The organism is Bradyrhizobium australafricanum, from assembly GCF_020329495.1.
GTDB lineage: Bacteria > Pseudomonadota > Alphaproteobacteria > Rhizobiales > Xanthobacteraceae > Bradyrhizobium > Bradyrhizobium australafricanum.
Map to the genome: position 1 here is coordinate 48,924 of NZ_JAGKJL010000027.1, position 14,486 is coordinate 63,409.

At 65.6% G+C, this 14,486-nt stretch carries 13 protein-coding genes; 8 read left to right on the top strand and 5 right to left on the bottom strand.

Going from position 1 to position 14,486, the window contains the following annotated elements; all coding sequences use genetic code 11:
* Nucleotides 1–13 precede the first annotated feature (13 nt).
* Nucleotides 14–985 (bottom strand): helix-turn-helix domain-containing protein, encoded by a 972-nt coding sequence (locus J6525_RS23580; RefSeq protein WP_225646500.1) that lies wholly within the window; start codon nt 983–985, stop codon nt 14–16.
* Between the two features lie 140 nt (nt 986–1,125).
* Here J6525_RS23580 and J6525_RS23585 point away from each other — a divergent pair, with 140 nt between their 5' ends.
* Nucleotides 1,126–1,851 (top strand): alpha/beta hydrolase, encoded by a 726-nt coding sequence (locus tag J6525_RS23585; protein WP_225646501.1) that lies wholly within the window; start codon nt 1,126–1,128, stop codon nt 1,849–1,851.
* 197 nt (nt 1,852–2,048) lie between these two features.
* Here the strand turns inward: J6525_RS23585 and J6525_RS23590 are convergent, their stop codons facing one another.
* Nucleotides 2,049–3,542 (bottom strand): flavin-containing monooxygenase, encoded by a 1,494-nt coding sequence (locus J6525_RS23590; RefSeq protein ID WP_225646502.1) that lies wholly within the window; start codon nt 3,540–3,542, stop codon nt 2,049–2,051.
* Nucleotides 3,543–3,663: 121 nt separating this feature from the next.
* On the bottom strand, nt 3,664–4,113 hold the full coding sequence (locus J6525_RS23595) for a cupin domain-containing protein (RefSeq protein ID WP_050386854.1): 450 nt from the start codon (nt 4,111–4,113) through the stop codon (nt 3,664–3,666).
* 263 nt (nt 4,114–4,376) lie between these two features.
* Between J6525_RS23595 and J6525_RS23600 the strand changes: the two genes are divergently transcribed.
* From J6525_RS23600 to J6525_RS23615, 4 genes are all read left to right on the top strand, one after another.
* Nucleotides 4,377–5,405 carry an AraC family transcriptional regulator gene (locus tag J6525_RS23600; RefSeq protein WP_092081681.1) on the top strand — a complete coding sequence of 343 codons (1,029 nt, stop codon included), beginning with the start codon at nt 4,377–4,379 and terminating at the stop codon, nt 5,403–5,405.
* A gap of 97 nt (nt 5,406–5,502) precedes the next feature.
* Complete coding sequence (locus J6525_RS23605) at nt 5,503–6,369, top strand: S1C family serine protease (RefSeq protein WP_092081679.1); 867 nt, start codon at nt 5,503–5,505, stop codon at nt 6,367–6,369.
* Nucleotides 6,366–6,737, top strand: a complete 372-nt coding sequence (locus J6525_RS23610) for a response regulator transcription factor (RefSeq protein ID WP_057019243.1) — start codon at nt 6,366–6,368, stop codon at nt 6,735–6,737. Before J6525_RS23605 ends, J6525_RS23610 begins: the two co-directional genes overlap by 4 nt.
* 398 nt (nt 6,738–7,135) lie before the next feature.
* Entirely contained in the window at nt 7,136–7,348 is a 213-nt protein-coding gene (locus tag J6525_RS23615) for a hypothetical protein (protein WP_092081677.1), read from the top strand.
* Nucleotides 7,349–7,487: 139 nt separating this feature from the next.
* Here the strand turns inward: J6525_RS23615 and J6525_RS23620 are convergent, their stop codons facing one another.
* Both J6525_RS23620 and J6525_RS23625 read right to left on the bottom strand, forming a co-directional pair.
* Nucleotides 7,488–7,838, bottom strand: a complete 351-nt coding sequence (locus tag J6525_RS23620; protein ID WP_057019241.1) for a hypothetical protein — start codon at nt 7,836–7,838, stop codon at nt 7,488–7,490.
* A gap of 165 nt (nt 7,839–8,003) precedes the next feature.
* Nucleotides 8,004–9,353: a metallophosphoesterase family protein gene (locus J6525_RS23625; protein ID WP_225646503.1), complete on the bottom strand. Its 1,350-nt coding sequence runs from the start codon at nt 9,351–9,353 to the stop codon at nt 8,004–8,006.
* A gap of 132 nt (nt 9,354–9,485) precedes the next feature.
* Between J6525_RS23625 and J6525_RS23630 the strand changes: the two genes are divergently transcribed.
* The 3 genes from J6525_RS23630 (at nt 9,486) to J6525_RS23640 (ending at nt 14,474) form a co-directional block, all read left to right on the top strand.
* Nucleotides 9,486–10,598, top strand: coding sequence for a mandelate racemase/muconate lactonizing enzyme family protein (locus J6525_RS23630; RefSeq protein ID WP_225646504.1), 1,113 nt, complete (start codon nt 9,486–9,488; stop codon nt 10,596–10,598).
* A gap of 219 nt (nt 10,599–10,817) precedes the next feature.
* On the top strand, nt 10,818–12,236 hold the full coding sequence (locus tag J6525_RS23635) for a M20 family metallopeptidase (protein WP_225646505.1): 1,419 nt from the start codon (nt 10,818–10,820) through the stop codon (nt 12,234–12,236).
* A gap of 447 nt (nt 12,237–12,683) precedes the next feature.
* Nucleotides 12,684–14,474 (top strand): peptide ABC transporter substrate-binding protein, encoded by a 1,791-nt coding sequence (locus J6525_RS23640; protein ID WP_057019238.1) that lies wholly within the window; start codon nt 12,684–12,686, stop codon nt 14,472–14,474.
* Nucleotides 14,475–14,486 lie beyond the last annotated feature (12 nt).

Genomic DNA, 14,486 nt, shown 5'->3' on the forward strand with positions numbered 1-14,486 from the left:
TCCGAAGCGTTGGTCAGCCGCGGCGCCAGTCGCGCGGCGTGCAGCCGAAGCGGTGCCTGAAGCGCCGCGTGAAATGCGACAGGTCGGAGAAGCCCCAGTCGAACGCGATGTCGCCGATCGCGCGCCCGGCGATCGCGGGATCTCTCAGATCGCGCGCGGCGCCGTCGAGGCGGCGGTCCATCACATGGCTGGCGAATGTCGTGCCGGCGCGCTCGAACAGTTTGTGGACATAGCGCTCGCTGATGCCGATCGCAGCCGCAATGGCGGCAACGCCGAGCCCGGGCTCGCGCAGCCTGCCGTCCACGGCGCGGCGCAGCGCAAGCCACGTCGCATCGGCAAGGCCGGCACTCTCGGCGACGCCGGCGCGGCCGCTGCGCGACAGGCTGAGCGCGACCAGATCGAGCAGCACGCCGAACAGCCGCGCGTTGTCCGCATCCGAAGCACGGAGGGCGGATGTGTTCAGAACCTGCGCCGTCTCGGTGATGAGATGGCCGACGAAGGGATCATCCGAGACCCGCGCCGGCGCGACCTCGGGCGCCGTCGGCAGCCGTTCATCCAGCGCCTCGGCCGGCACCCAGAACGAGGCGACCTGCAGCGCCGGGCCGCGGTCGTGCAGCAGCGCGAAGCGCTGGCCGCTGTCGAAGATTCCGACCTGCCCCGGCGACAGGCTGATCTCGCGTCCCGCCTGCTGGATCCGGCAGCGGCCGGCGAGCTTCAGATTGAGGTAGTAGCAGCGCCGGCTGGACGCGGCGATGTCGGCAGCGGAGCGCCGCACGACATGCTCCGGGAAGCTGACCCGGTTGACCGCGCCATCACCGAGCCCAACGGTCTCGACGCGGGCGAGGAAGCCCGGCGTCGCCGGCGTCAGGTTCATGAAGGCCTGGCAGATCGCCTCGCGGTAATACGCGAACTGCTCGCCGGGCCTGGTGTCCGCGGTATTCCAGCTCAGCCTGCGCGAGCGATCCGCGGCGGCGATTTGCTGCATCAGTTCACTCCGAGCCCAGTCCGGTTCGCTCACAGCCAAGCGCGTTCCGCGGGTCCAGGTCAATATCCATCAGGAAGCGGATGAAACCTGCGCGTATCCCGGGCCGTCCGGACGCGGCAATCCAGACAGGGAGGTACAACATGTCGACCTATGTTCTCGTCCATGGCGCCTGGCATACCGGCGCCGAGTTTGAGCCGGTTGCGGCCGCCATCCGCAAGGCCGGCCATGTCGTCCACACCCCGACCATCAGGGGTAACCGGCCCGGCGACCGGAAGGACTCCGGCCTCGCCGAGGCGATCCAGTCGATCGTGGATTATCTCGCCGAGCATGACCTCAAGGACATCGTCCTGGTCGGCCACAGCTATGGCGGCATGGTCATCACCGGCGTTGCCGACGCCGCCGCGAACCGCATCCGCCGCCTCGTCTACTGGAACGCCTTTGTCCCGAACAATGGCGAGTGCCTCAACGACATGGTGCCGCCGCACTATCGCGGCCTGTTCGATGCGATCCACGCCGAGCGCGGCGACGGCTCGGTGGTGCTGCCGTTCCCGATCTGGCGCGAGGCGTTCATCAACGACGCCGATCTCGAGACGGCGCAGCACGCCTATGACAAGCTCAACCCGCATCCCCTGAAGACCTTCCAGGACAAGATCGCGCTGCGCAGCAATCCCGCCGAGATGCCGATCGCGAAGTCCTACGTGAACTGCACGGAGGACACCGCGATGCCGCACAGCCTGCCCTGGCATCCGCGGCTGTCTGAGAAGCTCGGGCTGTTCCGCCTGGTCCAGGTGCCGGGCAGCCACGAGCTGTGCTTCTCCAACCCCGAGCGGCTGGCGCAGGCCTTCCTCGACGCCGGCCGCGATTAGCGGCCTCCGTTTCACCTCGCCCCGCGTGCGGGGAGAGGTCGGAACGCATCATTAGATGCGTTCCGGGTGAGGGGGAGTCTCCACAAACGCAGCTATCACCGCAGATGCGGGGACGGCCCCTCACCCCAACCCTCTCCCCGTAAGAACGGGGAGAGGGAGCGCAGCGCCCTTGCTGCTCGCCCCAATCCCGTGATGCTCTACGCCACCGCTCTGTATGCTGGCGCAGTCGCGAGGAAGCGGGCATAGGCGTCCGCGTCCGGCGGCGTGAACTTTTCGACGAGCGGGTTGCGGCGCGACGCCTTGGTGCCGATGTCCGCCAGCAGCTCGTCGAAATGCTTGAAGTGGTACGGCGCGACGCATAATCCGCCATAGACGCCCGCTGCCGGACGCTCGACGCGCTTGAAGTTCAGCATCATCGCGATGTTGTCGTGCATCTCGGCCGCGCTCGGCTGCCGCGCCAGCTGGCCGTCGGCATAGCGCACCAGCCAGTTCGCGGCGAGATCGGCGCACAGCACGGTGCAGAAGCTCGAATTGAAGCCGACAAAGCCCATGTCGGGCAGATCGGGATTGGCGATCAGCCGGTAGAGCCGGTACTGCCCGTCGGGCTCGACCAGCTTGTTCTGATACTCCTCGGGCAGGAACGGCACGCCGAGCTTGTAGCCGATCGCGAGCACCGCGACGTCGGCCGCGACGCGCTGGCCGCCGCTCATCACGATGGTCTTGCCGTCGTAATGGTCAAAGGTGCCGCGCACTGCCTTGATCCGGCCGTCGGCGACCATCGGATAGAAGCCGGGGGTTGCGATCGGCACCGAGCAGTTGACGCCGTCCTCGATCCGCTCCTTCGGCACCATGCCGCACTGCTTCAGCTTGAGCTGCATCTTCAACATGCTCTCGAGCCCGCGCCAGTTCGCCCACACGAACGGCTTTGCCACCACATGCGCGAGGCGTGCCATCGGCCCGATGCCCCAGCTGGCAAACATCTGCTCCTGCGCGCGGATGTAGAGGATGCGCTTGAAGTTGACGAGACCGCCGACGAAATAGGGAATCCGCCAGACCGGCTCGCGAAACACGATGGTGACTTCGCTGGCGCCGGAATTGAACGCATTCACCGCGATGTCGGTCGCCGATTTGGAGCCGCCGAGCACCACCACCTTGCGGCCCTTGGCAAGCGTTGGATCGCCGTATTGCGATGAATGCAGGATCTGCCCGCCCTGCGCCTTGAAGCCGTCCTCGCCGGCCAGCGGCAGGGCCTGCGGCTCGTTGAATTGCCCGGTGCAGACCGCGACGAAGTCGAAATCCTCGTGGCCGGTGGCGCCGTCGGTCGAGCGCAGCGCCAGCGTCCAGCCCGGCCTGCCGTCAGTGCGACGCGTCATGGTCTCGACCTTGGTGTCGAACCGCATCGCGCCGTCGAGCCCGTGGCTGCGGGCATAGTCGCGCAAGTAGGCATGAACCTGCGGACCCTTCGGCCATTCCGGATAGGACTCCGGCATCGCCTTGTCGGTGTAGCGATAAAGCTCCTTCGGGCTCTGGGTCTGCACGTCGGGATAGGAGCGCGCCGGCTCCCAAACGCCGCCGAGATCGCCGCTGCGCTCGATGATGGTCACCTTGTGGCCGCGACCGGCAAAGGCCTTGCCGGCGGCGAGCCCGGAAATGCCGGCGCCGATGACGCACACATGCTTCTGCTTGACCATGAAACCGCTCCGAATTGAATGAACAGGTCCAATTTCGTTAAGCGCACGCGTCCCCGTCATCGCCGGAGTCCAGCTCCGGCGATTGCCGCCTCGTGTGCGTATTGTCTGTTTGACCGCCGGGCTAGTCGTTGGCTTCCGGCGGCAGGAAGTCCACCTCGTGCTCGGCGGAGATACGCACCACCTCGGCGGGGTCCTGCAGATTGTGCAGCTTCTCGAACAGCGCCTCGAGCTTCTGCATCGGCGACACCCAGAACAGCGCCCGCGCCGGCTTGTCCGACTTGTTGAAATAGCCGTGCGGGATGCCGCGCGGCATGCGCACGAGGTCGCCGGCCTTGGCCTGCACCCAGACGCCGTCGAGCTTGAGGTCGAGCACGCCTTCCTGCACCAGGATGAACTCGTCCTGGGTCGGGTGGATGTGCACCGGCACGAACTGGCCGGGATCGCTGTTGGTCTCGAACGCGAAGGTCGAGTCGGTGACCGCCTTCGGATAGTAGACCTGGCCCAGGATATTCCAGGTCTTGCCGCCGTAGCCGGTGCCGGTTCGGGTAATGCCTTTTTCGAGCGTGCCCATGTCAGCCTCTCCAGTTTTGATGCGCAGTGCCGGCACGGAGCCTGTCGCCGGCCGGTGAGGCTGTCTAGCCGATAAACGAATCCACACCCGGCACGTTCATGCTGCAATGCGGGAGCGTTGCGCCGGCCGGCTGCTGCCCAATGCCGTCGCATCGTCCTGACCGCCGATCGGGCAGATTGCACGACGAAACGGCGTTCCCCTTTACCGCGGGATGCTCTAGGCTGCTTGATGTTTTAGACCTCAAACAACTCCGGACGGCCGTCGTGACTGCTGTTGGCAACGAGGTTTCGGCAAGCGCAAATCCGGCAAGCGCAAGGCTCAAGGATTTCGCACGCGTCGCGACGGCGCGCGTCGATGACGCGGCGGAAGCGATCGGCCGCATCTTCTGTCCGCACGATCTGACGCCGGTCGATCATTCCGCGAGCGATTTCTCCGCGCATCACAATTGCGCCGACTTCGACGGCTTCTCCGTCAACTATGTCGCCTATGGCGGATCGGTCGCGATCAATCCCGGCTGCCTCGACCGCTTCTTCCTGCTGCAGATGCCGCTGTCCGGCTCGGCCGCGATCCGCACCGCCGCGCGCGAACTGACCACCGGACCACGGCACACCGCCTCGCTGCTGTCGCCGACAATTCCGACCGAGATGACCTGGCGCGGCGACTGCGCCCAGCTGATCTTGCTGCTCGACCGCAAGCTGGTCGAGCATCGCGCCGCGGCGCTTGGCGGCGTGGCGGTGAGGCCGGTCGAGTTCGATCCAGCCGTCGCGCTGAGCGGCCCACTCGGGCAGACGCTCTCGGCCAGGATCGAGCAGCTTGTCACGGCCGCCGAGCAGCTCGGGCCGCGCAAGACTTTGTCGGCGGTCGCGGCGGCCGATTGGCGCGAATCGTTTCTCAATGTCCTGCTCAACGAGCAGCAGCACAGCCTGAGTTCGGCGATCGATGTCTTCAACGGCCGCACCGAGGCCCAGCCGGCCGCCTTGAAACGCGTACGCGCCTATCTGGAGAGCCGGGCGACCGAGCCGATGGACCTCGCCGAGCTCGCGGAGATCGCGGGCACCGGCATCCGCGCGCTGCAACTCGGCTTCCGCCGTCACTTCGGCACCACCGTGTCCGAGATGCTGCTCGACATCCGCCTCGCCCATCTCAACGCCCGCCTCAAGACGGCGCGGCCAGGCGAGCGCATCGTCGATATTGCATTCGACCTCGGCTTTACCCATCTGAGCCGGATGGCGAGCGCCTACCGCGCCAAGTTCGGCGAGAGCCCGAAGGCGACCCTGCAGCGGCTGAGCTGAGCGGCGGTTCCGGGCGGCCCGGCCACGCCCTGCCCATCCGGCCAGTATCGCCGTCAGCCGCGACATCCCAGATTGAGGGAAGCCAACGGAGTTTCCCATGACCGAACCGAATATCCTGTCATCGCTGTCATCAGCTTTTGCGGAGACCATTGCGCGCGCTGCGCCCGCCATCGTCTCCGTGCATTCGCATCGCGCGCGCGCCTCCGGCTTTGTCTGGAAGGCGGGCTTGATCGTCACCGCCGATGAAGCGCTGGCCGACGAGGGCGAGATCGAAATCCAGTTCGCCGACGGCAGCCGCAGGCCAGCGACCGTCGTCGGACGCGACCACACCACCGACGTCGCGCTGCTGCGCGTCGAAGGCGATGTCGCCCCCGTCAAGCTGTCGACCGGCAGCCCCGCGCTGGGATCGCTCGCGGTGATCGTCGCCGCCGACCGGGGCGCGCCGACCGCGCGGCTCGGCATCGTCGCACTGTCCGGCCCGGCCTGGCGCAGCCTGCGCGGCGGCGAAATCGATGCACGGATCGAGCTCGACGTCCGGCTGCGGCACAGCCAGCAGGGTGGCCTCGCGCTGAACGCCGCGGGCGAGCCGTTCGGCATGGCCGTGCTCGGCCCGCGCCGCGTGCTGACGATCCCGGCTACGACCATCGAGCGGGTCGCAGGCCAGCTCGAGAAGAGCGGCCGCATCGCGCGCGGATATCTTGGCGTCGGATTGCAGCCGGTCCGTCTCGACGACGGCCTCGGCGCGATGGTGATGAACGTCGACAAGGCCGGCCCCTCGGCCGCCGCCGGCATCCGGCAAGGCGACGTGATCATTGCCGTGAATGGCGAGAAGCTGTCCGGCGTGCGCGCGCTGTCGCGCGGCCTCGGACCGCAGAGCGTCGGCACGGTGGTCGAGCTCACCGTGCATCGCGGCGGCGAGCCGCTGAACTTCAAGGTGACAGTCGGCGAGAGGCCCGAGACGTGAGCGGTGAGCCGGCCAACGACATCGTCATCGCGCTCGAGGTCGACGACGCCGTCCTCGCCGACCGGCTGGCGACCCTGCTCGGCAGCGTCGCCGGCCTGCGGCTCGCCGCGCCGGGCGAACAGGCCACGGCTGCGGTCGTCGCACGCAACCGCGAGGCCGCGGGCGGCGACTTCGAGCTGACGCCGCGCGAGCTCGACGTGCTGGCGCTGCTGGCGGAAGGCGCGTCCAACAAGATGATCGCACAGCGGCTCGGGATTTCCGTCCACACCGCCAAGTTTCATGTCGGCTCGCTGCTCGACAAGCTCGACGCCACCGGCCGCACCGATGCCGTCGCCCATGCCGCGCGGCGCGGGGTGATAAATTTGTGAGGGGTGGGATGACTGTTGCAGTGACGCTGAGCTGAGATTTCTCCACCCGTCGTTCCTGCGAAAGCAGGGACCCGTACGCTGCGGCGGATGTTGCAGGCAGGACTCGTCATTGTCGTCCTGGCGAAAGCCAGGACCATAACCACCGCATTTGACAGTGAACGAGATCGTGGCCCTAGCGTCGCGCAACATTGCGCACTTGGGGTAATGGGTCCTGGCCTTCGCCAGGACGACTGCGAATCTTTCGTGCGCACTCGTCTGCTTCACGCAGCCACTGCACAGCAACCCCAAATCAGCGATTTGGAAAATTCCGCCCTGCGGACACCCGACTCAGTATTCGACCGGATACAGACGCCTTCACGATCTGGCTATGCAATCTTCAGCCAACAAGAAGAAACGGCATGAAGAAGCTGATCGGTCGTCATCGGGACATTCAATACACACTCACCAACATCGAACCCGACCTCTGGGCCTGGTCGTTCGACATCAACGGCAAGACCAGGCAAGGCACCACGCGCGCGCGGCTCGACCTGCTGGCGCGGCGGCGCGTCTCCACGCTGATCGATCGCGAGTTGAAACGCGCGGAACGTACCAGGCCCAACGAGCCCGACTGATCGCTCTCCCCGGTGAAGGTCCATTGGACGGGCCGCGCCTATCAGAAATGAAAACTCCCGCAGCGCCAGCTGCGGGAGTTGTTGGCATCGGTGACCGCGGGGAGGTCCAACCACCGATACCGACATTCGCTGACCCTGGTCAGGCTGTTTTGGCGAACATCGTCAGCACGCCATCGGCAATGTTGATAGCGACGACCTGCGACGAAGTCAGGCCCTTGGCCTTGAGCGCGGAGACCGCCTGCGGTGTCGCGTCAATCGACTTCCGAAGCGACTGGATGTCGTCCTCCTTGGTCTTTGCCATCGCATCCTCGATCTTCGATCGCATCTCGGGCTTGAGGTCCTTGATGTCGACGACCTGTATACTCCGGATGACAGTGGACTGATCAGATGATTGCGGCGGCGCATTGGGTTGCGTGCCTTGCGCTTGCACCAAGGCGGGCGTTCCGAGGACGAGCGCGGCAACAGTGACGAATGCTGTGAGATTGCGCATGGTCGATTCCTTTTCGAGGTCAGCAAGCGATAAAACCTACGCGCGAAGTTTGGCTGACGTCTGATTTTTCCATGGCCATTCATTGGAGCCAATGCGACCGCAATGCGGGCGTCGAAGCCCGCATCAGCCGCAGCGCCGACGTCCAGCGCGTCGGCCCGGGCGCGATTAACTACAATGCGATGACGGAAATAGCGATCTCGAGCCGTGGTCCGGCATAGCGCTTGTCATCCGGCCCACCCTCGCCGCACCCGACGTTCCAGACCGCCGGCCATGCGAACCGCTCCAGCCCCGTTGCCGATATCGCCGCGCACGACGTCCAGCGCGTGTCACCGCTGCGTCGCCACAGCACGCCGCCCGGTCCCATGTCCGATAGAAGGCGATGTCGAGGTTGAAATCGCTGTTGGCACCGAGATCGGGACCGATCCAGTAATAGGGACTGCGTCCACGCTCGCGTCCAAGCATCAAGGTGAGCGTCTGATTCGGCCCGCGCAAGCCAAGCCAGAGCGGTGCGATCACGCCGGGCGCGGGCGTGCAGAGCAGCGTTTGTGGCGCGGCGGTGCGGCCCGCCAGTTTCAGCGCGATGACCGTCGCGGGCGCCAATGTCCCCGACAGCGGTGCAGGGCTGGTCCCGCGCGGCAGCGGCGACCACGCGGCCTGGTCCAGCGATGGCAGCGGCCATGCCAGCTGCTCGCGCACCACACCTTCGGTATCGAGCACCTGATAACGGAACCCATCCTGATCGAGCGCGGCCTGCACGCAATGCAGATACTCGACGCCCTCGGGCATCCGGTGCGTGGTGCCGGCGCCCGCCGTGCAGACCTGCAGCACACCGCGATGAACCTGGACGTCGAATGCGAGAATGTGGCTGCACAGATAGGCGGTGACATCGGCGCGGACGAGGATATCCCAGAACCGCTCGCGGTACTCGTGGCCGATCTCGCGCTGATAGCTGCCGCTGTAGCCATTGATGGCGTGCACGGGATGATGGCCCAGCACCAGCTTGTGCCTGGCGTCCTTGTGCTGTCCGAGGACGGCTTGCAGCCAGTCGGTCTCGACATGCCCCTCGCCGCCGAGGCCGCTCCACAGCGTGTGCACGAACACCATCACGAGATCGTCGCGACGAACCCAGTAGGACAGCCCCTCCTGACCGGGCGGGCCGTTGCGCGGCAGCTGCAGCACCTCGCGGAACACCGCCTCGCTCATCTCGTCATAGGTGGTGTGGTTGCCGGTCGTGTGCCACAGCGGCACCGCGCGCCGGTCGAGCCAGGACATCTCGACCTCGAACCAATGCCGCCATTGCGCGCGCAGCGCGTCGGCATCGGCGGTGAGGCCGATGATCTCGTCGCCGGGGAACAGAATGAATTCGGGCGCAGGATGCAGCCGGCGCACCACGTCGTTCACCGACGCGAAGGTGCGCTCATGCGGCGCACCCGGAACGCCCGAGCAGGCATCGGCATAGATCACGAACTGGTGGCCCGAGTTTCTCGGTAACAGAGACGGAATTGCATCATCCATGGTCGGACCACGTCCTCGCGAGCCACATCATAGAGGAAGGCAGACTAATCGCTCAAGGCAGACATTCGCAGGCGTAAGGTTGCAGGCAGCCGGGGCTTTTGAGATCGTGTGCCCGCGCATTGCATTCGTCCCATGACAAGGAGTTCCGGCGTGGCCATCCTCAAGGACCTCAGCATCGGATTCTACAAGATCCCGCTCCCGGTGGTGCTGAGCGACAGCACGCATGGCGAGATCAAGGCGTTCGAGCTCGTCACGATCCGCGCCCGCGATGCCGACGGCGCCGAAGGCACCGGCTACACCTACACGGTCGGCCGCAATGGCGGCGCCATCGCCGATATCCTGAGCCGCGAAATCACCGAGATCGCGCGCGAGATGGAGGCCGACGACACCGAGCAGCTTTGGCACAAGGTGTGGTGGGCGCTGCATTATGGCGGCCGCGGCGGCCCGGCGGTGCTGGCGCTGTCCGCGCTCGACATCGCGTTGTGGGACCTCAAGGCGCGGCGGGCATCGCTGCCGCTGTGGCGGCTGCTCGGCGGCTTCGACCGCCGCGTGCCCTGCTATGCGGGCGGCATCGACCTCGATCTGCCACTGGATGGTTTGCTGAAGCAGACCGACGACAATCTGGCCAAGGGCTTTCGCGCCATCAAGATGAAGGTCGGCCGGCCGAGCCTTGCGTCCGACGTGGCGCGCGTGAAGGCGATGCGCGGCCATCTCGGCGACGAGTTTCCGCTGATGGCCGATGCCAACATGAAATGGACCGTCGAGGAAGCGATCCGCGCCGCGCGCGCCCTGCAACCGTTCGACCTGACCTGGCTCGAGGAGCCGACGATTCCGGACGACGTCGCGGGACACGCCCGCATCGTGCAGGCCGGCGGCGTGCCGATCGCGGCCGGCGAGAACCTGCGCAGCCTGTGGGAGTTCAAGCCGTATATCGCCGGCGGCGCGCTGTCCTATGCCGAGCCCGACGTCACCAATTGCGGCGGTGTGACCAGCTTCATGAAGGTCGCCCGGCTCGCCGAGGCCTTCAATATTCCCGTCACCAGCCATGGCGCGCATGACATCACCGTGCATCTGCTGGCTGCGTGCCCGAACCGGTCGTATCTCGAGGCGCACGGCTTCGGCCTCGACCGCTATATCGAGCACCCGCTGGTTCTGGAGCAGGGCATGGCGATCGCGCCCGATCATCGCCCGGGGCACGGCATCGCCTTCGACTGGAAAGGCCTTGAGCGGCTCAGCGTCGCCTGACGCAGAAACATTTCTGCACACCAAGACGTGACATTCGGAAATGCAGGTCTGCCGGCGCGCGCTAGGCGGCGTCGCGACAAGCTGCTAGCGTTTCGCGCTTCAGATTGCCCAAAGCGCGATGAGATCATCGCGCTTCGGCTCATTGTCTGAGCATGATCTTTTCGGAAAACCGCTTCACACTTTTCCGGATCATGCTCTAGCGTTAAGGGATCGGAGCAAATGGACAACCGTAGTGATGTTTGGCGCGGCGTCGACGCGATCAAGCCGCGTTTCATCGAATTGAGCGACCGGGTCTGGGCGATGCCCGAGGTCTGTTACACCGAGGCGCGCTCATCCGCCGAACATCTGGCCGAACTGCGCCATCAGGGTTTTCGCATCACCGAGAACGTCGCCGAGATCCCGACCGCGGTGATGGGCGAATGGGGCGAAGGCGGCCCGGTGATCGCCTTCCTCGGCGAATATGACGCCCTGCCCGGGCTCAGCCAGGAGGCCGGAATCGCCGAGCATCGCCCGGTCGAAAGCGGCGGCCACGGCCATGGCTGCGGACATAATCTGCTCGGCTCCTCCGCGCTGCTCGCCGCGACCGCGGTGAAGGACTGGCTGGCCGCCAACAAGGTGCCGGGGCGCGTGCGCTATTACGGATGTCCTGCCGAGGAAGGCGGCGCGGCAAAGGCCTTCATGGTGCGCTGTGGCGCGTTCGAGGACGCCGACATCGCCATCACCTGGCATCCGCACAGTTTTTGGGAGGTGGCGGTGACGCCGTCGCTCGCCAATACCCGCGCCGATTTCACGTTCATCGGGCGCACCTCGCATGCGGCAGCCTCGCCGCATCTCGGCCGCAGCGCGCTCGATGCGGTGGAATTGATGAATGTCGGCGTCAACTACATGCGCGAGCACATGCCGAGCGACGCCCGGGTGCACTACGCACTGCTCGACACCGGCGGCATCGCGCCCAACGTGGTGCAGGCCCATGCCCGGGTGCGCTATTCGATCCGCGCCCGCGACCTGCCCGGCATGAACGAGCTGGTCGAGCGCGTGCACAAGATCGCACAGGGCGCGGCGCTGATGACCGAGACCAAGGTGGAGATGAAGATCATCTCCGCGGTCTCCAACATCCTGCCCAACACGCCGCTGGAACAGACGCTGCACCGGATCATGGAAGAGCTCGGCCCCCCGCATTTCGACGATGCCGACAAGGATTTCGCTGGCAAGATCCGCGCGACCCTGACCGACAAGGACATCGCTTCGGTCTATTATGCGATCGGCATGGAGCCGACCGACCGGCCGCTCGCCGATTTCCTGGTGCCGATCGACGCCACGCGCAATCCGCTGATCGGCTCGACCGACGTCGGCGACGTCAGCTGGGTGGTGCCGACCGTGCAGGTCCATGCACCGACGGTTGCAATCGGCACGCCGTTCCACACCTGGCAGGTTGTGGCGCAGGGCAAGACGCCGGCCGCGCACAAGGCGATGGTGCAGGCCGCCAAGGCGATGGCAGGCCTCGGCGTCAAGGCGCTGATGGAGCCGGAGCTGATCGCGGCCGCCAAGGCCGACCTCAAGAAGCGGACCACAAGAACGCCTTATGTCAGTCCGCTGCCGGCGAATGTTGCACCGCCGTTGGACATGTCGATCGCCTGAGAACCGCGTGTGCGGGCCGGACCTGCTCTCCGGGATCAAGCAATCGCATATCCCCATCGTCATGGCCGGGCTTGTCCCGGCCAACCACGACTTTCTCACGCGGAAACGGAGACGTGGATGCCCGGCACAAGGCCGGGCATGACGAGTTTGCGGAGGGATCGCTTCAGACGCGAACTCCGGCCTGCGTGGCAAAAAAGCATCTCGGAACAAAGGATAACGAACAAATTTTCCGCACTGCGAGGCGCGCAAGGGCGCGCTTTTGGCGCCGATCTGCTGAACCGGTGTGCGGCAAGGGGAGGTTCTGCACAAGCGATAGCCAAAAGACCTAGGCGCTGAAGGGCGGGAGGCGTTGACCTTCGCGGTCATTCGGTGTGCCATCCTGCCGCCAACACGGCGGCCGGTTCCACGGCCCGCCGCAATAACCAATTGAGCCGGACCGAGGGGACAATGTTCGACAGGAATCTGCGTGGCATGATCGACGACGTGAAGGACGGGCGGATGGATCGCCGCGCCTTCGTCAAGCGAATGATTGCCGTCGGCCTCACCGCGCCGATGGCCAACCAGATCCTTGCGATCGGCGGCGTCGCGATGGCGCAGAGCCCGAATCCCTACAAGCCGACCAAGCGCGGCGGCGGCGGTCCGCTGAAGCTGTTGTGGTGGCAGGGCCCCACCCTGCTCAATCCGCACTTCGCCACCGGCACCAAGGACCAGGACGGCTCGCGACTGTTCTACGAACCGCTGGCAAGCTGGGACGTCGACGGCCATCTCAACCCGATCCTCGCCGCCGAAATCCCCTCGATCCAGAACGGCGGGCTTTCCAAAGACGCCAAGTCGGTGGTCTGGAAACTCAAGCCCGGCGTCAAATGGCATGACGGCAAACCCTTCACCGCCGACGACGTCGTGTTCAACTGGGAATATGCCACCGACCCCGCGACCGCAGCCGTCTCGAGCGGGACCTATTCCGGCATGACCGTGGAGAAGGTCGACGACCTCACGGTCCGCATCAAGTTCAAGGATCCGACGCCGTTCTGGGCCAATGCGTTCGTCGGCGCCTATGGCTGCATCATCCCAAAGCATTTGTTCGCCGAGTACAAGGGCAGCAAGTCGCGCGAGGCGCCGAACAATCTGAAGCCGGTCGGCACCAGCCCCTACAAGTTCGTCGAGTTCAAGCCGGGCGATCTGGTGCGCGGCGAGATCAACCCCGATTACCACATGCCGAACCGGCCCTATTTCGACACGATCGAGATGAAGGGCGGCGGCGATGCGGTGTCGGCGGCGCGCGCGGTGATCCAGACCGGCGAATATGACTTCGCCTGGAACATCCAGGTCGAGGACGAGGTGCTGCTGCGGCTGGAAAAGGGCGGCAAGGGCAAGACGCTCTATGCAGTCGGCGGCGACATCGAATTCATCGCCATCAACTTCACCGACCCGAACACCGAGGTCGACGGCGAACGCTCGTCGATCAAGACCAAGCATCCGATCCTGTCGGATCCGGCGGTGCGCAAGGCGCTGGCGCTGCTGGTCGACCGCGACTCCGTCAAGAAGGTGATCTACGGCCGCGCCGGCCGCGCCACCGCCAATTATCTCAACGGCCCCGAGGAGTTCGTTTCCAAGAACACCAGATGGGAGTTCTCGGTCGAGAAGGCGAGCGCGCTGCTCGAACAGGCCGGCTGGAAGGTCGGCTCCGACGGCATCCGCGAGAAGGACGGCAAGAAGCTGAAGCTGCTGTACCAGACCTCGATCAACGGCCCGCGGCAGAAGACCCAGGCGATCGTCAAGCAGGCCTGCCAGAAGGCCGGCATCGACGTCGAGCTGAAGTCGGTGGTGGCCTCGGTGTTCTTCTCCTCCGACGTCGCCAACCCCGACACCTATTCCAAGTTCTACGCCGACATCGAGATGTTCCAGATCCCGATGACGCAACCCGACCCGGGCCTGCACATGCGCCGCTATCTGTCGCGCAATGTCGCGACCAAGGAGAACAAGTGGCAAGGGCAGAACTTCCCGCGCTGGGTCAACAAGGATTTCGACGCCGCGATCGAGGCGGCCGATACCGAGACCGATCCGATCAAGCGGGCCGAGCTCTACATCAAGTGCAACGATCTGATGTGGCAGGACACGGTGGTGATCCCGGTGATGCACCGCCTCGCAGTGGAAGCCTGCTCCAACACGGTGCGGCCCGCGCTCTCCGGCTGGGCCAACCAGACCGACAATCTGCAAGACTGGTATCGTGAAACCTGAGACACGGGGACA

Coding starts and splice junctions, on each gene's coding strand:
- J6525_RS23605 (WP_092081679.1), top strand. CDS start 5,503: ATGACCGAACCGAATATCCTGTCATCGCTGTCATCAGCTTTTGCGGAG.
- J6525_RS23620 (WP_057019241.1), bottom strand. CDS start 7,838: ATGCGCAATCTCACAGCATTCGTCACTGTTGCCGCGCTCGTCCTCGGA.
- J6525_RS23635 (WP_225646505.1), top strand. CDS start 10,818: ATGGACAACCGTAGTGATGTTTGGCGCGGCGTCGACGCGATCAAGCCG.
- J6525_RS23585 (WP_225646501.1), top strand. CDS start 1,126: ATGTCGACCTATGTTCTCGTCCATGGCGCCTGGCATACCGGCGCCGAG.
- J6525_RS23630 (WP_225646504.1), top strand. CDS start 9,486: ATGACAAGGAGTTCCGGCGTGGCCATCCTCAAGGACCTCAGCATCGGA.
- J6525_RS23625 (WP_225646503.1), bottom strand. CDS start 9,353: ATGGATGATGCAATTCCGTCTCTGTTACCGAGAAACTCGGGCCACCAG.
- J6525_RS23580 (WP_225646500.1), bottom strand. CDS start 985: ATGCAGCAAATCGCCGCCGCGGATCGCTCGCGCAGGCTGAGCTGGAAT.
- J6525_RS23590 (WP_225646502.1), bottom strand. CDS start 3,542: ATGGTCAAGCAGAAGCATGTGTGCGTCATCGGCGCCGGCATTTCCGGG.
- J6525_RS23615 (WP_092081677.1), top strand. CDS start 7,136: ATGAAGAAGCTGATCGGTCGTCATCGGGACATTCAATACACACTCACC.
- J6525_RS23595 (WP_050386854.1), bottom strand. CDS start 4,113: ATGGGCACGCTCGAAAAAGGCATTACCCGAACCGGCACCGGCTACGGC.
- J6525_RS23640 (WP_057019238.1), top strand. CDS start 12,684: ATGTTCGACAGGAATCTGCGTGGCATGATCGACGACGTGAAGGACGGG.